This is a genomic window from Affinibrenneria salicis (assembly GCF_008710095.1).
Map to the genome: position 1 here is coordinate 272,168 of NZ_VYKJ01000007.1, position 18,446 is coordinate 290,613.

At 58.6% G+C, this 18,446-nt stretch carries 14 protein-coding genes; 10 read left to right on the forward strand and 4 right to left on the reverse strand.

The features are described 5' to 3' along the window. Positions 1-120 precede the first annotated feature (120 nt). The 4 genes from FJU30_RS15320 to FJU30_RS15335 all read left to right on the forward strand — a co-directional run bounded on the left by FJU30_RS15320 (position 121) and on the right by FJU30_RS15335 (position 4,120). Positions 121-1,455, forward strand: a complete 1,335-nt coding sequence (locus FJU30_RS15320; RefSeq protein ID WP_150435836.1) for a PTS sugar transporter subunit IIC — start codon at positions 121-123, stop codon at positions 1,453-1,455. Positions 1,456-1,466: 11 nt separating this feature from the next. Beyond that, a complete protein-coding gene (locus tag FJU30_RS15325; protein WP_150435837.1) occupies positions 1,467-2,894 on the forward strand; it encodes a glycoside hydrolase family 1 protein in 1,428 nt (475 codons plus the stop codon). Between the two features lie 10 nt (positions 2,895-2,904). Then, positions 2,905-3,222 (forward strand): PTS sugar transporter subunit IIB, encoded by a 318-nt coding sequence (locus FJU30_RS15330; RefSeq protein WP_150435882.1) that lies wholly within the window; start codon positions 2,905-2,907, stop codon positions 3,220-3,222. A gap of 124 nt (positions 3,223-3,346) precedes the next feature. Then, positions 3,347-4,120: an FCD domain-containing protein gene (locus tag FJU30_RS15335; RefSeq protein ID WP_150435838.1), complete on the forward strand. Its 774-nt coding sequence runs from the start codon at positions 3,347-3,349 to the stop codon at positions 4,118-4,120. A 29-nt stretch (positions 4,121-4,149) separates the two neighbouring features. Here FJU30_RS15335 and FJU30_RS15340 read toward each other — a convergent pair whose 3' ends face one another. Beyond that, complete coding sequence (locus tag FJU30_RS15340) at positions 4,150-5,373, reverse strand: EAL and HDOD domain-containing protein (protein WP_150435839.1); 1,224 nt, start codon at positions 5,371-5,373, stop codon at positions 4,150-4,152. Between the two features lie 901 nt (positions 5,374-6,274). Here FJU30_RS15340 and FJU30_RS15345 point away from each other — a divergent pair. Continuing rightward, positions 6,275-7,327, forward strand: a complete 1,053-nt coding sequence (locus tag FJU30_RS15345) for a serine hydrolase domain-containing protein (protein WP_150435840.1) — start codon at positions 6,275-6,277, stop codon at positions 7,325-7,327. 31 nt (positions 7,328-7,358) lie between these two features. Here FJU30_RS15345 and FJU30_RS15350 read toward each other — a convergent pair whose 3' ends face one another. From FJU30_RS15350 to FJU30_RS15360, 3 genes are read right to left on the reverse strand one after another with little or no spacing between them, the layout of a single operon-like run. Beyond that, on the reverse strand, positions 7,359-8,489 hold the full coding sequence (locus FJU30_RS15350) for an iron-containing alcohol dehydrogenase family protein (protein WP_150435841.1): 1,131 nt from the start codon (positions 8,487-8,489) through the stop codon (positions 7,359-7,361). Between the two features lie 20 nt (positions 8,490-8,509). Continuing rightward, entirely contained in the window at positions 8,510-9,376 is an 867-nt protein-coding gene (locus FJU30_RS15355; RefSeq protein WP_150435842.1) for an ABC transporter permease, read from the reverse strand. After that, positions 9,336-10,202, reverse strand: a complete 867-nt coding sequence (locus tag FJU30_RS15360; RefSeq protein WP_150435843.1) for an ABC transporter ATP-binding protein — start codon at positions 10,200-10,202, stop codon at positions 9,336-9,338. Before FJU30_RS15360 ends, FJU30_RS15355 begins: the two co-directional genes overlap by 41 nt. A 476-nt stretch (positions 10,203-10,678) precedes the next feature. On the opposite strand from FJU30_RS15360, the gene FJU30_RS15365 reads away from it, so the two are divergent. The 5 genes from FJU30_RS15365 (at position 10,679) to FJU30_RS15385 (ending at position 18,446) form a co-directional block, all read left to right on the forward strand. Next, complete coding sequence (locus tag FJU30_RS15365; RefSeq protein WP_150435844.1) at positions 10,679-11,710, forward strand: malate/lactate/ureidoglycolate dehydrogenase; 1,032 nt, start codon at positions 10,679-10,681, stop codon at positions 11,708-11,710. Positions 11,711-11,870: 160 nt separating this feature from the next. Further along, positions 11,871-12,887 (forward strand): D-cysteate sulfo-lyase, encoded by a 1,017-nt coding sequence (locus FJU30_RS15370; protein ID WP_150435845.1) that lies wholly within the window; start codon positions 11,871-11,873, stop codon positions 12,885-12,887. Then, on the forward strand, positions 12,880-13,593 hold the full coding sequence (locus FJU30_RS15375; protein ID WP_150435846.1) for a cysteate racemase: 714 nt from the start codon (positions 12,880-12,882) through the stop codon (positions 13,591-13,593). The genes FJU30_RS15370 and FJU30_RS15375 overlap by 8 nt, the downstream gene beginning before the upstream one ends. A gap of 471 nt (positions 13,594-14,064) precedes the next feature. Next, complete coding sequence (locus FJU30_RS15380) at positions 14,065-15,267, forward strand: MdtA/MuxA family multidrug efflux RND transporter periplasmic adaptor subunit (protein WP_150435847.1); 1,203 nt, start codon at positions 14,065-14,067, stop codon at positions 15,265-15,267. Then, positions 15,264-18,446: a multidrug efflux RND transporter permease subunit gene (locus FJU30_RS15385; RefSeq protein WP_150435848.1), complete on the forward strand. Its 3,183-nt coding sequence runs from the start codon at positions 15,264-15,266 to the stop codon at positions 18,444-18,446. Before FJU30_RS15380 ends, FJU30_RS15385 begins: the two co-directional genes overlap by 4 nt.

Here is an 18,446-nt window from a genome sequence, read left to right on the forward strand (position 1 = left end):
TTCCGCGAACTTAATCACAGAAAAATAAAACGATCGGGGTAATTTTGGTATGCCACGAGAAGGGAATTCGTCAGTGATTGCATAACAGGATGCCAACTCCATTACCTTGAGGTATTACCCATGTCGCTACAGGATCGTCTTATCGACTCGCTGGGGAGTTTTGCTACCAGGTTCAACAGTTACCGTTACATCATGGCGATCAAGGCCTCGTTTATTACCCTGATGCCGGTGATCATCGTCGGCGCGTTTTCGGTGCTGATCGCCAATATGGTGTTTGACCCGAAAAACGGTCTCGCCAGCTTTTCATCGCTGGCCTTCCTGGCCGAACTGAAGCCCATCACCTCCAGCATCAATTACGCCACGCTCAATTTTTTGAATATCGGCGCGGTGTTTCTGATCGGGATTGAGCTGGGCCGCATCAACGGCATCCGAACGCTGTTTCCCGGCCTGCTGGCCATCATCTGTTTTATCGCGGTAACGCCCACCACGCTGCAAATGCTGGTCGACGGCAAGATGGTTGAGGTCACCGACGTGCTGGCCCGGCAGTTTTCCGATACCAAAAGCCTGTTTCTCGGCATGTTCATCGCCATTCTGTCGGTAGAAATCTACTGCCGGCTGGAGAATGTCGACCGGCTGAAAATCAAGATGCCGGATACGGTGCCCCCCAACGTGTCGGCCTCGTTCTCCGCATTGATCCCGGCGATCATCACCGTTTCGGCGATAGCGACGCTGGGTTTTATTTTTCACCGCATAACCGGCATGTATTTGTACGACGCGGTATATCGCGTCGTGCAGCAGCCGCTGGAGTCGGTGGTGCAAAGCCTGTGGGGCATTCTGCTGCTGATGTTCGTCGCCCAGCTGTTCTGGGTAATTGGCATTCATGGCAACCAGATGATTAAGCCGATCCGCGAACCGCTGCTGCTCGGCGCCATTCTGGTCAATATGAGCGCCTTTGAGCAGGGCAAAGAGGTGCCGAACATCATCACTATGCCGTTCTGGGACGTCTACATGAGCATTGGCGGTTCGGGGCTGACTATCGGTCTGCTCACCGCCGTAATGCTGGCCACCAAACGCAAAGAGATGCGCGAAATCGCCAAACTGTCGTTCGGACCGGGCCTGTTCAACATTAACGAACCGGTGATCTTCGGCATGCCGATTATGCTCAATCCGATCCTTGCCATTCCGTTCATCATTACGCCGCTGGTCACCGGCTCAATCGGCTATTTCGCCACGGTGACGGGGTTTGCCGGCAAGGCGGTGGTGATGGTGCCGTGGACCACGCCGCCGATTATTAACGCCTGGCTGTCAACCGCCGGCTCAATGGGGGCGGTGGTCACGCAAATCATCTGCATCGGCGTCTCGGTGTTGATCTATCTGCCGTTCGTCAAGATCGCCGCGCGCCGCGCCGAAGTCGCGGAAGCGAAATCTCAGCAGCCTGAACTGGCGCGCAACTAACAGGAGCAAGAATGAGCAAGGTAACCGTCACTCTTCCGGATGACTTTATTCTCGGCGCGGCCGCCTCCGCGTGGCAAACCGAAGGCTGGAGCGGTAAAAAACCGGGGCAGGATTCTTATCTGGACGCGTGGTATCAGCACGATCGCCACGTCTGGCACAAGGGGTATGGTCCGGCGGTGGCGACCGATTTTATTAACCGCTTCGCGGAGGACGTAGCGTTAATGAAGGCCGCCGGGCTGACCCACTACCGCACCTCGATTAACTGGGCGCGTTTTCTGACCGACTATGAAAGCGGCGCGGTGGACGAAGAGTACGCCGGCTATTACGACCGGCTGATTGCCGAGATGGCGCGACAGGGCATTGAACTGATGCTCTGCCTGGAACATTACGAACTGCCGGCGCGTTTGCTGGAACAGTACGGCGGGTGGGCGTCGAAGAAGGTGGTTGAGCTGTTCACGCTGTACGCGGAGAGAGTGTTTGAACGCTATGCGCACAAAGTCACGCGCTGGTTCGTGTTCAATGAGCCGATCGTGGTGCAGACTCGCGTTTATCTCGATGCGTTGCGCTGGCCCTATCAGCAGAGCACCGACACTTGGATGCAGTGGAATCACCATAAAAATCTGGCGACGGCGAAGGTGGTCAAACTGTTCCGGGAAAAAGGCTACCGCGGCACCGTCGGCACCATTCTCAACCCGGAAGTGACCTATCCGCGCTCAACCGCGCCGCACGATGTGCGCGCCGCGCAGATGTACGATCTGTTCTACAACCGGGTATTTCTCGATCCGGCCATCAGGGGCGAATATCCCGCCGAACTGCTGGCGCTGCTGAAGAAACATCAGGTGCGCTGGCAGGCGACGGATGACGAACTGGCGCTGATCGCCGCCCATACCGTCGATGAGGTCGGTCTGAATCTTTACTATCCTCACCGGGTGAAGGCGCCGTCGCACGCCTGGCATGCGGAAACGCCGTTTCATCCGTCCTGTTATTACCAACATTTCGATCTGCCTGGCCGGCGGATGAACCCTTCGCGCGGCTGGGAGATTCAGCCGCAAATCATCTATGACATGGCGATGCGCATGATGCGCGATTACGGCAATTTCCCGTGGTTTGTGGCGGAAAACGGCATGGGCGTTGAGGACGAGGCGCGCTTCAAAAATGCCGACGGGCAGATTCAGGACGACTATCGCATTGAATTTATCGCCGGGCATCTTTATCAGGCGCTGCGCGCGCGCCTGGCGGGCGCCAACTGCAAAGGTTATATGCTGTGGGCTTTTACCGACAACGTCTCGCCGATGAATGCGTTTAAAAATCGTTACGGGCTGATCGAAATCGATCTCGACAACCAGCGGCGGCGGCGCATGAAAAAGTCCGCGCACTGGTATCGCAGCCTGCGCGACAGCGGGCAACTGACTATTGATATTGACGATGAACCAAAATAAGGAACCGATGATGAAACGTATCCTACTGGCCTGCGCGGCAGGCATGTCGACGTCGATGGTGGTGACGCGGATGGAAAAAGAGGCGGCGGCGCGCGGTCTCAGCTACCAGATTTATGCCATACCCGAACAGAATCTGCGTGAGGAGCTGCAAAGCTACGGCGGCGATGTGGCGGCGGTGTTGCTTGGTCCGCAGGTGCGCTTCAAACTGGAGGAGAACCGCAAACTGACCGATAGCTATCATATTCCGATCGCGGTGATCGATTCCGTGGCTTACGGTACGCTGAACGGCGCAAAAGTACTCGATCAGGCGCTGTCTTTGGTAAACTAAACGGCCAACGGCCAACGGTCGGCGACGCGCCGCGACAGCGACGTCAATTCGTCGCGCGTCGCGGCGCATAGTGCGGGCGTAACCCGGATTTTTATAGCATCGTTAATGAGTGAAAGGTGATTCAGTGGATAAGGGCGCCCCTCCGCAGGAAAAGAAACAGTATCAGGAAATCGGTCATCATTTGCGTCAGCAGATCATTGAGGGAGTCTATACGGTTGGTTCCCGTTTGCCGCCCGAGCGCCATATCGCAGAAAACTGGGGGGTCAGCCGCACCATCGTGCGCGAGGCGCTGCTGATGCTGGAGCTGGAAGGCACGGTGGATATTCGTCAAAGCTCCGGCGTTTACGTGATGCGCATTCCCTCGGAAAGCAGCGACGAAGAGGAGGCTTTTTTCCGCAGCGAGGTCGGGCCGTTTGAGATGCTGCAGGCGCGTCAGCTGCTGGAGAGCAATATCGCGGCGTTTGCCGCCAAAATGGCGACTAAAGCCGATATCGAAAACTTGCGCCGCACGCTGGAACAGGAGCAAAAGGCCATCGCCATGAATGATGTCGGCCAGGATAACGACAAACTGTTTCATCTGCTGCTGGCCGGCGCCACGCAGAATCAGATGCTGCTGGATACGGTGACCAGTATCTGGCGCCATCACGAGAGCAGCCCGCTGTGGCAGCAGCTGCGCAGCCATATTGAAACCCGCAGTTATCGGCTGAAGTGGCTGGGCGATCACCAGACCATCCTCGCGGCGCTGCGCCGTCGCGACGTGATGGGCGCCTGGCAGGCGATGTGGCAGCATCTGGAAAACGTGAAAAATACGCTGCTGGAGCTGTCGGATGCCGACGCGCCGGATTTTGACGGTTATCTGTTTGAATCGGTGCCGATTTTCCAGGGGCGGCTGGTTTAAACGACGCATCAAGGCAGGCGCTGTCGCCGTTACATCTCAAGCAGTTCATCGGACCAGCGCGTGGCTTCCGCCATCATCTGAATAACCTGCCGTTCATCCAGCCGCATGCTGCTGATATAGCGGTTCAGCTGGGGCCAGTTCTGCTGTTCGTAATCCGCGATAAACGCCAGATAGAGCGCTAATTCGCCGCTTTTATCCAGCAGCGCCTGTTTGATCTCTTTTGATAAGGATATCTGCGAGAGCAATAAAGACATCGGCGAGTCCAGAATGGCATCGAGCAGGGAGAACAATCCGCACAGGAACGCCTCGATCGGATCGGCCGACGGACGCAGCTGCAGCGACAGCAATTCACAGAATTTCCCGCGGATCAGGCTCATACGGTAAAGCTCGCTGGACTTGTTTTCGCTTCCGCTGGTGATGCTGACCAGCGAGACAAAGCGGCGCAGTTCTCGCTGTCCAAGAAATATTGCAATGCTGCGAAAAGACATGGCGGACGATATCACGCCGGAACTGGTGCGATATCTGAGATTGTTGACGTAGCGCATTAACTTATAAGCTAATGAAAGGTCGCTATTAATCAGCGTTTCAATCTTGTTGTAGTCGAGTTCCGGCCGATTGGCCTCTTTGAGTAATTCGACGGTATTGCGATGGAAGCCGGACAATTTTTTTGACTTCATCATTTCAGGCTGACTAAAGAAATAGCCCTGGAACAGGCTGCAGCCTACTTTTTTGGCCTGCAGAAATTGGTCATAGGTTTCCACCTTCTCCGCCAGCAGAGTAAGATGTTTATATTTCAGCTGATTAATGTAATCAGCAATATTATTAAATGACGATTGCTGTAAATCGAACTTAATAATATCGACATAAGGCAAAAAACGATTCCATTCCTGCTCCATCGTGAAGTCATCCAGCGCTAAACGAAAACCATGCTTTTTCATTCTTTTTACAGCGGTGAATAATTCTTGATCCGGTTTGGCGTTTTCAAGGATTTCAATCACGACTTTATCGACCGGTAATATTTCAGCCTGGCCGTCGACCAGCATTTGGTAGGGAAAGTTGATATAGCAGGGGTATTCGCCAGCGAGTTTGTTGAGCGGGGTGGTCAGAAACTGTTCGGAGATCAACTGAGTGGTGGCGTATTCCGCGCTCACGTCAGGAAAACGATTGCGAATGCCCTGACGAAAAAGCAATTCATAAGCAACGGGCTGCAGGTATCTGTTTAGGATAGGCTGACGAGCGACGAACGAATACATGAAGATCCTCCTGACAGGAAGCGCATAAAACGGCGTTGCTGATTTCCTGACGATAAAACAATGGATAAACAATAAACTGCAGGCGGCGATTTTGGATAAGCTGACGAACGACAAGCGGAAACATGAGAATCCTCCCGGCAGGAAATGTATAAAAAAGAGGTGGCGTGGTCCCTTTTGATAACACAGTCCTTTTAATATTAATTTTACAGCGGTACTACTTCATGACGGTACGACTATTATGGTCGTTGCAGGATTCGCTGAATCTGGCGTTCGCCGATAATTAATTATACCCGCATCTAATAATTAGATTCCACTCCGCAGACTATTCTTGTCGTACTTCGGTCGGCAGAAACGTTGGTTTGGTTTAATTATTCGCCCCATCTGCGGGTCTCACGCCCGCGGCGTTCAAATCCGCTGCCGGCAGATTTGTCGCTCACCCAGCCACATACTGTTTCAGCGTCTGGAGATGAATGAGAGACATCCTGTCTCTCGCCGCAGGCCAGCCGTTGACTGAATAAATTCGTTGCCGACCAATTCGTCGCGGCGTCAGCGCCTTCCCGCAACGCGAATTATTTTGGCTATTATAGCAACTATACTCGTCATACTTCAGGTCGCAGGTGCGTTGGCTACGCGCGTTCACCCGAATCACTGACTTGAATCCGTGATTCGGGATTCGCTCTTTTACCGCCTTCCCGCAACGTGAATTATTTAGCGTGTATTGTTAGCGAAATCAAACGGCCCTACGCTACGTTATCCTGAGCGGGACGCGGTTCCGTTTATGCTCTGAACGGCGGTTAGCCGCTAAGGCCCGGCAATGTTGGCGCGCCGCCCTGAATCGGGTCATTATGACCGTCGGTTCCTGGCGCTCGCGGGTATTGACTCAGGCACAAGGGGAGGGGGAATGCGCAGGCATAAGCAAGATGGCCGTACCCGGTCAGGGGGCGACGGGGCGAAAGCGGTTTGGGCCGCGGTTATCGCGCTGTGGTTGGCGCCGTCGCTGATTTATGCGGCTGAGTCGCGTCCGGCGGTGATCCAACTGCTGGACGAAGCGCGGACGATCGCGCCGCTTGAAACGGTGGTGGTCGCCCGTCACGGCGTTATTCTGGCCGAACGCGGCTATCGCGGACATTCAACCCGCGCGGCCACCAATATCAAATCGGCTTCGAAGTCGGTGATGTCGGCGCTGGTCGGCATCGCCATCGATAAAGGCGTCATCGCCGGGCCGGAACAGCGGGTGGCGCCGCTGCTGGCCGATGCGCTGCCCGCCGGGCCGGATCCGCGCCTCAATCTGATCACCATCGGCCATTTGCTCTCCATGCAGGCCGGTCTGGCGTCAACCTCGGGGCCGGGCTACGGCGCCTGGGTCGGCAGCCATGACTGGGTGCGCGCCGCGCTGGCCCGGCCCTTCGTCGACCAACCGGGCGGGCGCATGGTTTATTCCACCGGCTCAACGCATTTGCTGTCGGCGATTCTGCACCGTACCACCGGACTTTCCACGCTGCGCCTCGCGCGAGACTGGTTCGCGCCGCTGGACGACTTTTCCATTGTCAACTGGTCGCGCGATCCGCAGGGTATTTATCTGGGGGGCAACGAGATGACGATGAGCCCGCGTTCGCTGCTTGCCTTCGGTGAACTCTACCGTCGGGGCGGCGTCACGCCGGGCGGCAAGCGCGTGATTTCGCAGGCGTGGATTACCGCCTCCTGGCAGCCGCGCACCCAATCGCCCTATACCGGCGATGGTTACGGCTATGGCTGGTTTCAGACGCGGATCGCCGAGGAAACGGTGCACTATGCCTGGGGATATGGCGGCCAGATGCTGTATATCGTGCCGCGACTGGCGCTGACCGTGGTGATGACTTCGGACGGCGCCGTCTCCGCCGCGCGCACCGGCCACCGGGATCGGCTGCATCAGTTGCTGGGCGATATTATCCGCGCGCTGCGCCCGGCGGCCTGACGGCGCCGGGCGCAGGAGGTCGGCGTTGCGCCTATATCAGCGCTTCCTGAGCGAACGCCGCGGATTCGTCGCCAGCGAAATCGTCCAGATTAAGCGTGGCCAACAGCGCCGCTTCGATGCTCTCGCGGGCCAGAGAAAAAGGCAGCCGGAGGGCGATCCCCGGCGCGATAACCACGCCCCTGGCGATCTCCCGCAATGACTCGAGCGGTGCGGTCAGGCCGATGGCCTGCGGCGTCAGCGGCGTATCGAAGCGCCGCAGCAGCGTCAGCAACTCTTTGCGCGCCTCGTTATCGTCGTGCCGGTATTGCAGAAAGGATTGCACCGCCAGGCCAAAACCCACTTTTTCGCCGTGCAGCCAGTGATGCAGCTGCGGCAAACGTGTCATGCTGTTGTGAATCGCGTGGGCGATGCCGATGCGCGGCTGTTCATCGCGCATGCTGTTCGCCAGCCCGGCCAGCGCAATTACCGCATCGATGACTTTACGCAGCGCCGGCGTGACGCGCTGCTGCTGATTATCGTCCAGCGCCTGACGACCGAAGGTTTTAATGGTCTCAAGCGCCAGTTTCGCCATGCGGGATTTGAGGATCAGCGCCAGCTCATCATCGCCATTGACCAGGTAAGGCAGGAATTCATACCACTTCGCCAGCGCATCGACGATGCCGGCTTTGAGGTAACGAACATCGCTGCGGGCGATGAGCTGGCTATCGACCAGCACCCAGACCGGCAAACGGCTCAGCGGCAGCGGCCCGACATGCGCGCCCGCATCGGTATAGATAACGCTGATCGGCGACCAGGCCGCGCAGGTGGCGGCAATGGTCGGAATGGTGATCACCGGCAACTGGCCCAGTATTTCCCCCACCGCTTTGGCGCTGTCGAGCACCCGGCCGCCGCCGACGCCGATAATCAGTTCGGCTCGATCGCGTCGGGCGATGGCCGCGAATGCGTCGACGGCGTCCCGCGTGCAGGGGCCGGTCAGAAATTCCGTGCTGAAGGCGATATCGCTCCCGGTCAGGCTCTGGCCGAGCGGCTGCGACACCGCTTGCCAGGCTCGCGGACTGCTGATGATCAGAACCTTACGGGCCAGCGGCGCAACGTATTCGCCAGCTCTGTTGATGATGCCGTCGCTGTTCAGGTAATTTTGCGGTACTTGTATTGAAACCATAATGTGTTCCCTGCCGGCGGTCAGCGCTGCATACCCCAGCGTTTAACCGTGAGTTTTTCGATACTGGAGAAGATCAATCCTTCCACCAGCAAACCGATGATGATCACTGATGCCAGCCCGGCGAAAACCCGGTCGGTATACAGTTCGTTGCGATTCTGAAAGATATACCAGCCCAGGCCGCCCTGGCCGCTGGAGGCGCCGAACACCAGTTCGGCCGCGATCAGCGTGCGCCAGGCGAAGGCCCAGCCGATCTTCAGCCCCGAGAGGATGGACGGCAGCGCGGCCGGGATCAGAATGTGCGCCACATAACGCGCGCCTTTCAGGCCATAATTGCGCCCGGCCATCCGCAACGTATCGGAAACGCCGAGAAAGCCGCTGTAGGTATTGAGCGCCATCGGCCACATCACCGAATGAATCAGGACGAAAATCAGGCTGTTTTCGCCCAGGCCAAACCACAGCAGAGCAAGCGGCAACAGGGCGATAGCCGGCAGCGGGTTGAACATCGAGGTCAGTATGCCGAGCAAATCGCGGCCGAAGCGCGTTGATACCGCCAGCGCGCTCAGCATCAGCGCCAGCACGCTGCCGATCACGTAGCCTTTGAGCAGCGTGCCGAAGGAGATGGTTATTTTTTGCGGCAATTCGCCGCTGGCCATATCGCTGATAAAGACCTGCAGCGTCTGGACGAAGCCGGGCAGCATCAAATCATTGTCGTAGCTGCGGGCCGTCAGTTCCCAGACGGCGATCAGTGCGGCCAGCAGGATGATTTTGCGCAGCCAGGCCTGGTTCCACAGACGCGTCGATACTGGCAGCGGCTGAGCCAGCGCCATGTCTTGCAGCGGCGTTAGCTCACGCAGATACTCGGAGCGAATCGGAGGATGAATGCTCATTGTTTTTACCTTGTGATGATGTGGATGGCGTCACCGGCGCGCTTTCGGCGGGAAACAGCAAATGGTGGATGCGCTGCGCGGCGCTCTGGAACGCGTCGCTGCCGCGATCGGTCAAACCGAACTGATGGCTGTTGAGTTCGGCGCGCACGCGGCCCGGATGCGGGGACAGCAGCAGAATTCGGTTGCCCAGCACCAGCGCTTCGTCAATGGAATGCGTAACAAAGAGCAGGGTGAAGCCGACGTCATGCCACAATTCGAGCAACTCTTCCTGCATTTTGCGGCGCGTCAGGGCATCGAGCGCGGCGAAGGGTTCATCCATCAGTAATATTCTGGGCTGCATGGCCAGCGCGCGGGCAATCGCGACCCGTTGCTTCATTCCGCCCGATAGGGTATGCGGATAAGAATCCGCAAAACCGGCCAGACCGACCTTGTGCAAAAAATACATGGCGCGATCCCTGGCTTCGCTGCGGCCGGCTTTGCGGCTGGCCAGCAGGGGAAACATCGTGTTCTCCAGCACTGTTTTCCACGGCGGCAGCTGTTCGAATTCCTGGAAGACCATCATGCGGTCCGGGCCCGGCTGGTTAATGCGCTGGCCGTCGAGATAAATAACGCCGTTCACCGGCGGTAAAAAGCCGCCGATCGATTTGAGCAAACTGGATTTGCCGCAGCCGGATGGACCGAGCAGGATAAAACGATCGCCGGTCCAGACGTCGAAGCTGACGTCGTGGGTAGCGCGCACCTGGCGCTGCCGCGTGCGGTATTCGAGTCCAACGTTGTGTACCTGCAGCAGGGGATGCGGGGTGGATGATTGATTCTGTAATGTCATGCTGTCTCCTGCGCCCCGGCCGGCTGCCCGGCTCGCTGTGCGCTTCCTCAAAGAAATAGTCTTTCCATGAACAGGCTTTATTTTTTCAGTACGCCGGACTGCCGTAATGTCGCCGTCTGCTGGTAAGCAAAAGCATGTTAAGGCAGCGGGGATGTTTCGATGAAAAAACGACCGATAGCGGCGCCGCGAATAACGACGAGCCGTGATTGTTATCGGAATTAAATTTCATTTTCTCTCTCTGAAAAATAGCCGGTAAAACCTCAGCACATACTGAGGTTAAATCGTTATGTTAATAAAGTCTTTTTTGGAATAAGCTGCATTGAATAACTAATAAGTAATGGAATTCAATATTTGTAAAGTATTCGTATTCTATTATCTGTTTTTTAACTATGAATAGTTAAAAAATATGCTTATGTGAAATGTGAGGCGCGGATATAGTCATCTTTCACGCTATTTACTTGACTCTGAGACAGTATATGCCCGTTTTTTCTCATCGTTATTTACGCGATTATCTGCGCCAGCGTCTGATGGAAAATGAGGTCGATGAAGCTGCGGCGAGGCAGGTTGCCGATAATCTGGTCGAGTCCTGTCTCAAAGGGCACGATTCGCACGGCGTCAGTATGCTGCCGCGCTATATTGCGGCTATTCGCGAAGGCGGTCTGAATCCCGCCGTCGGCGTGAAGCTGGAGGCGGATAACGGCGCGCTGTTGTCCTTCGACGGGCAGCATGGTTTCGGCCAGGTTGTCGGTCGTCAGGCGATCGAGCAGGGCATTCGTCGCGCGCAGCAGTTTGGCGTGGCGGTGGTGAGTCTGGCCAATGCGCACCATTTGGGCCGCATCGGCGCCTGGGCGGAGCAGGCGGCGGACGCGGGGCTGGTTTCCCTGCACTTCGCCAATGTAAACAGCCGCGCCAACGTCTTGCCCTGGCAGGGCCAGCGACCGCGTCTGGGCACTAATCCCTTTTGCGCCGGCATTCCGGTCGCCGGCGCCGCGCCGATTATTCTGGATTTCGCCACCAGCGTGATCGCCGGCAATAAGGCGCGGATTGCCTGGAATGAAGGACGAACGCTGGCGCCAGGGTGCGCCGTCGACGATCGCGGCGAGGCTACGGTCGATCCGCGCTGGCTGATGGAAGCGCCCTTTGGCGCGCTGCGCGCCTTCGGCGAGCATAAAGGCGCCGGTCTGTCGCTGATTTGTTCCCTGCTCGGCGCGGCGCTGACCGGCGGCCAAACCGAACGCGCCACGCAGCCGGATAAAAAGCGCATTATTAATAGCATGCTGTCCGTACTTATTGATCCGCAGCGCCTGGGCGGGGCCGCGCTATACCAACAGGAAATTCCGGCATTGCTGAATTGGGTACGCAGTTCGCGCGACGATGATCAGTTATTACTGCCTGGCGAACCGGAGCAAAAAGAATATCAATTGCGTTTGGCTAACGGCATATTTATCGATGACGTCAGCTGGCGGCAATTAGCCGATTTACAACCTGAAAACGCTATTCGCGCATAATCAGGCCAGCGGCTGTTCATTATTCAGCGTGACGCTATTTCTGTTCTCCGTCGAAGATAAAGCCGCCGCAGAGAAAATACCTATCCGCACCAACCGTTATTCTTTTTAATTTTATTGCGCCGTTGAACAAGCCAGCCTCAATTCGCGTACAGGAGTCAATATGCATTTAGCCCGTTTTCCCCGTTTATCGCTGGGGCATTTCCCTACGCCGCTGGAAGCCCTGCCCAATTTGAGCAGCTATCTGGGCGGGCCGACGATATATATCAAACGCGATGATTGCACCGGTCTGGCGACCGGCGGCAACAAGACGCGTAAGCTGGAGTTTCTGCTGGCCGATGCGTTGCAAAAAGGCGCGGACGTGGTGATTACCCAGGGCGCCACGCAGTCCAACCATGTGCGTCAGACTATCGCCGGCGCGGCCAGACTGGGATTAGAGGCTCAGGTGCTGCTGGAGCAGCGCGTCGCGGATAGCGGCGATGATTATCAATACTCGGGCAATGTTCTGCTGGATAAGATTCTGGGCGGCGCGATCGTTGAGCATCTGCCGGCCGGCGCCGATATGCAACTGGCGATGGAGCAACGAGCGGAAACTCTGCGTTCACAGGGCCGTACGCCTTATGTGATCCCCGGCGGCGGCTCCAACCCGATCGGCGCGCTGGGCTATGTCGCCTGCGCCGAAGAGTTGCTTTTCCAGTCGAGCCAGCAGCGCTTGCGCATCGACCATATCGTGCATGCGACCGGCAGCACCGGTACTCAGGCTGGCCTGGTCGCCGGTCTGAGCGCCAGCCATAGCGGGATCCCGGTGCTTGGCATCAGCGTGCGCGCGCCGAAAGCGCGCCAGGAGCAAAACGTCTGGGCGCTGGCGCAGCGCACCCGCGAACTGCTCGGCGTGCCGGGCGAACTGGCGCGCAGCGCGGTCGTCGCCAACAGCGATTACGTTGGCGACGGCTATGGCGTGCCGACGGCAGGCATGACGGAGGCGGTTACGTTGCTGGCGCGGCTGGAAGGGATTTTGCTCGATCCGGTTTATTCGGGAAAAGGCATGGCGGGGCTGATCGATCTGGTCCGCAAAGGCTATTTCGGCAAGGATGACAATGTGCTGTTCATCCATACTGGCGGCGCGGCCGGGCTGTTCGGCTATCGTCAGGTGCTGGAACAGGCGGCGAAAAATGGCTGAGCCGCTGCTGATCGGCATTCTCGGCGGCATGGGGCCGCTGGCGACGCTCGATCTGTGGCAGAAAATTATTGCCGGCACGCCCGCTCGTCGCGATCAGGATCATGTGCCGCTGGTGGTCTGGAATGTGCCGCAGATCCCGGATCGGCAGGCGGCGCTGGCCGGGCGCGGCGAATCTCCGCTGCCGGCGTTGCTGCGGGCGATTCAACAGCTCAATGCGCTCGGCGTAAGCCACATCGCGCTGCCCTGCAATACGGCGCATCACTGGTATCCGCAACTGGCGGCCGCCAGCCGGGCTCCGCTGTTGCATATTGCGGATCTGACCGCGCGCCATCTCGCCGCCGTCGCGCCGCTGCCGGCGCGGGTCGGGCTGATCGCGACCGAGGGCACGCTGGCGGCGGGCTGGTATCAGCAACGGCTGAGCGCGCTGGGCATTACGCCGCTCTTGCCCGAGCGGCAGGAAATGGATAACCAATTTGTGCCCGGTTGCTATGCCGTGAAGCGCGGCGAGTTACGTCTGGGCGGAGAATTGCTGCACCAGTTGGCCGGCGCGCTGGTCGCCAGAGGCGCGCAGCGGCTGATCCTCGCCTGCACCGAGGTGCCGCCGGCGCTGCAGGCGGTCGCTTCGCCGCTGCAGGCCATTGCTATCGACCCGACGCATATTCTGGCGCAGGCCTGTATCGATCTCTGGCTCGACAAGCGGCGCTAAGCGGGAAAGCGGCACGACGACTTTCGTCCCGGGCGGCGATGGTTGTCGTTCCTCCCGCCGGCTATTCGCCATTCGCACCGCCGCCGGTCTGTCCCGCCGTTCATATTTTTGTCTTAATCCGTCACTAGTCTTTAGCTCCGGCCGAGGCCGGCAGACGCGCGCGGCGTATCAACGTTGTCCGCCGCCTCAGAGGCGCCGGCCGGCGGCGCGATAAACTGAACACTCTTAACGAAACGATTACGGTTCAAACATGGAAGTTATCGGCGTAATTGACGATAATACGCCTTTGATCATGCAAGCCGCAGACGCTCTGGCCGTTCCCGTCAGCCGCGACGAGCCGGGTCGTTATCCGGTCTCTTGCCCGCGCGGTCGCGTCTTTTGCCGCTTGCAGTGGATGGGTTATCGCGTCCAACTATTTTCTTTCCCCGCGTGTGGGAGAGGCATCTGTCCTTAACTACGATTAAGATTTTCATGACAAAGTCATCGCGTTCCCGATTGTTGAAATTCCTGTTATTTGTCGTATTGGCGCTGATTATCGCCGGCGTGATCTGGCGTCTGTGGCCGCATGGTCAACAGAGCGGTATGCGCGGGCCCGGCGGCCCGGGTATGATGATGGGCGGCGCGACCACCGTCGTTCACGGCGGGGTGGCGACCCAGGCCGACGTGCCGGTGTACCTGACCGCGCTCGGGACGGTCACGCCGAACGCCACGGTCACGGTGACCAGCCGCGTCGACGGTCAGTTAATCAAGGTCTACTTTACCGAAGGGCAGAAGGTCGAGGCCGGTCAACTGCTGGCGCAGATTGATCCGCGCAGCTACCAGGCGACGCTGGCGCAGTATCAGGCCGAACTCAGCGAAAACCAGGCGCTGCTGAAAAGCGCGCAGATGACGCTGGCGCGTTATAAAAAACTGTTCGCTCAGGATTCGCTCTCGCGTCAGGATTTGGAGACGCAGATGGCGACCGTCGGCCAGTACAGCGGAGCGATCAAAGCCGATGAGGCGCAAATCGCCTCCGCCAGGCTGAATATCGAATATGCGCGCATCACCGCGCCAATCAGCGGCCGCGTCGGTTTGCGGCTGGTGGACGCGGGCAATATGGTGACCAGCAGCGATACTACCGGCATCGTGACTATCACGCAGACCCAGCCGGCGGCGGTGACCTTCAGCGTGCCGCAAAGCAATATTCCGGTGCTGCTGAAAACGCTGCATAACGGGCAGAGCATGCCGGTAACCGCTTTTGATCAGGATAATAAAACCGTGTTGGCCGAGGGCAAGGCGCAGTTTATCAGCAACAGCATCGATACCAGTACCGGTACGGTGCAGCTGAAGGCGCTGTTCGCCAATGACGATGAAACGCTGTATGCCAACCAGTTCGTCAATGTGCGGCTGCAGACCGGCACGCTGACGCAGGCGACGGTGATTCCGTCCCAGGCGCTGCAGCTCAGCAGCGACGGCAGTTTTGTGTTTGTGATTAACCAGGACGACAGCGTGACGCGTAAAGCGGTGCAAACCGGTCCGACGTTCGGCGACGATCTGCGGGCCATTCTGTCCGGCATCGCGCCGGGGGATCGCGTGGTGACGGAAGGGGTTGATCGCCTGACCAACGGCAGCAAAGTCAGCATCGCGGCGACGACGCAGAGCGCCGCCGCCGGCGGGAGCGCGCAGGCGCAATGAATCCGTCACGTATCTTTATCGAGCGCCCGGTCGCCACCATTCTGCTGATGGTCGGCGTGCTGATTTCAGGCATCTTCGCTTACCGCGCGCTCTCGACCTCGGCGCTGCCGCAGGTCGACTATCCCACCATTCAGGTGACCACCCTGTATCCCGGCGCCAGTCCGGACGTGATGGCATCGTCCGTGACCGGGCCGCTGGAGCGTCAGCTCGGCCAGATGGCCGGCCTGAGCCAGATGACCTCCAGCAGCTCCGGCGGTTCATCGGTGATCACCCTGAAATTCTCGCTGGAACTGTCGCTGGATGTCGCGGAGCAGGAAGTGCAGGCGGCGATCAACGGCGCCGACAGTCTGCTGCCCTCCGATTTGCCCAATCCGCCGACCTATAAAAAGGTGAACCCGGCGGACAACGCGGTGATTACGCTGGCCGCCAGCTCGGATACGCTGCCGCTGATTAAGGTGCAGGATCTGGTCAACACCCGTATTGCGCTCAAGCTGTCGCAGATCTCCGGCGTCGGCATGGTGACGCTGGCGGGCGGTCATCAACCGGCGATCCGCGTGCAGATGGACCCGCAGGCGCTGGCCGCGCACGGCCTGACGCTGGAAGACGTCAATACGCTGATCGGCAATAGCAACGTTAACGGCTCTAAGGGCGGTTTTGACGGCAAATACCATTCGGTCACCATCGACGCCAACGATCAGCTGCGTACCGCGCAGGAGTACGGCAATCTGATTCTGACCTATCAGAACGGCGCGGCGCTGCGTTTGCACGATATCGCTCATATCGAAGAGGCATCGGAAAACAGCTATCAGTCGGCGTGGGCCAACCGCAGCCCGGCGATTGTCATCAGCGTACAGCGCCAGCCCGGCGCGAACGTGATTTCAGTGGTCGATAACATCAAGGCGCGACTGCCGGCCCTGCAGGCGGCGCTGCCTGATGGGGTGAAGATACAAATCCTGTCCGACCGCACGCAAACTATCCGCGCCTCGATCAGCGACGTACAGTTCGAACTGATGCTGTCGATCGCGCTGGTGGTGATGGTCACTTTCCTGTTCTTGCGCAACATCGCCGCTACGCTGATCCCGAGCGTGGCCGTGCCGCTGTCGCTGGTCGGCACCTTCGGCGTGATGTATCTGGCCGATTTCAGTCTTAACAACCTGTCGCTGATGGCGCTGACCATCGCCACCGGTTTCGTCATTGATGACGCGATCGTGGTGGTGGAGAATATTTCCCGTCGGCTGGAGGAGGGCGAAACGCCAATGCAGGCGGCCCTGAAAGGTTCGCAGCAGATCGGCTTCACCATCATCTCGCTGACTTTCTCGCTCATTGCCGTGCTGATCCCGCTGTTGTTTATGGGGGATGTGGTCGGCCGACTGTTCCGTGAGTTCGCCATTACGCTGGCGGTGGCGATTCTGGTGTCGATGCTGGTATCGCTGACGCTGACTCCGATGCTGTGCGCTTATTTGCTGCGCCACATTCCGCCGGAACGACAGTCGCGTTTCGCGCGCAAGGGCGGCGAGTTTTTCGACCGGCTGGTGCGCATTTACGATCGCCTGCTGACGGTGGTGCTCAACCATCAGAAACTGACCCTGCTGGTGGCGCTGGCCACCTTTGTGCTGACGGCGCTGCTTTATCTGGTGATACCCAAAGGCTTTTTCCCCACCCAGGATACCGGACTGATTCAGGGGGTGACCGTGGCTTCGCAGGATGTCTCGTTCGGCGAGATGGCTAAACGACAGCAGGCGCTGACGGATCTGATTCTGCGCAACCCGGCGGTCGAAAGCGTCGCCTCCACCATCGGTATCGACGGCAACAACAGTAGTCTGAACAGCGGTCGCCTGCAGATTAATCTCAAACCGTTCGACGAGCGCGACGAGCGCGCCGATAGCGTGATCGCGGCGCTGCGCCAGGCGGTGCAGGGCGTGCCCGGCATCGCGCTCTATCTGCAGTCGGCGCAGGATCTGACGGTCAACGATCAGGTTACGCCGAGCCAGTATCAGTTCACGCTGGATGACGCCGACAGCGAAAACCTGGTCAAGTGGTCGCCCGCGCTGGCGGCGGCGCTGGCCAAACGGCCGGAGTTCAATAACGTAGTCAACAATCTGCAGGACCAGGGGCAGGTGGCCTATGTCGAGATTAATCGTGACAAAGCCGCGCGCTACGGCATCACCGCCTCGGATATTGATACCGCACTGTATAACTCATTCGGTCAGCGTCTGGTCTCGACGATTTTCACCCAGTCGAATCAGTATCGCGTGGTGCTGGAGGTGGCGCCGCGCTATCAGCAATCGCCGGCCTCGCTTGAGGATGTCTGGCTGGCCAGTACGGTATCGTCCGATAGCGATAGCAGTACGTCGTCTTCATCATCGTCCGCCGCCGCTTCGTCGTCTTCGGCCAGTTCGACCAGCGGTATGGTGAAGCTGACGTCGATCGCTACCGTGCACCAGCGCACCGGCTCGCTGATGCACATGCGGCTGAATCAGTTCCCGGCGGTGACGGTGTCGTTCAATTTGAATGCGGACTATTCGCTGGAGGACGCGCAGCAGGCGATCGCCGAGGTCAGTAAACAGCTGGCGATGCCGTCGGGCATCACGCTGCGCTATCAGGGCGAGGCCGCCGCGTTCCAGAGCGCCAGCAGCAATACGCTGTGGCTGATTCTGGCCGCGTTGATCACCATGTATGTGGTGCTCGGCATCCTGTACGAAAGTTTTATTCATCCGGTTACGATTCTGTCGACGTTGCCGTCGGCGGCGGTGGGCGCGCTGCTGATCCTGCTGTTGGCCGGCAGCGAATTCAGTCTGATTGCGCTGATTGGCGTGATTCTGCTGATCGGCATCGTCAAAAAGAACGCCATTATGATGATCGACTTCGCGCTTGAGGCCGAAAACCGGCAGCATCTCAGCCCGCGCGAGGCGATCCATCAGGCCTGTTTGCTGCGCTTCCGGCCGATCCTGATGACCACTATGGCGGCGTTGCTCGGCGCGCTGCCGCTGATGCTGGCCTCCGGTTCCGGCGCGGAGTTGCGCCAGCCGCTGGGGCTGGTGATCGTCGGCGGTCTGATCGTCAGTCAGGTGCTGACGCTGTTCTCCACTCCGGTGATTTATCTGTGGTTCGACGGCCTGGCGCAACGCGGCAAGCGCTATATGCGCAACGCGCAGCGCCAGTCGCGGGGCGGGGAATAA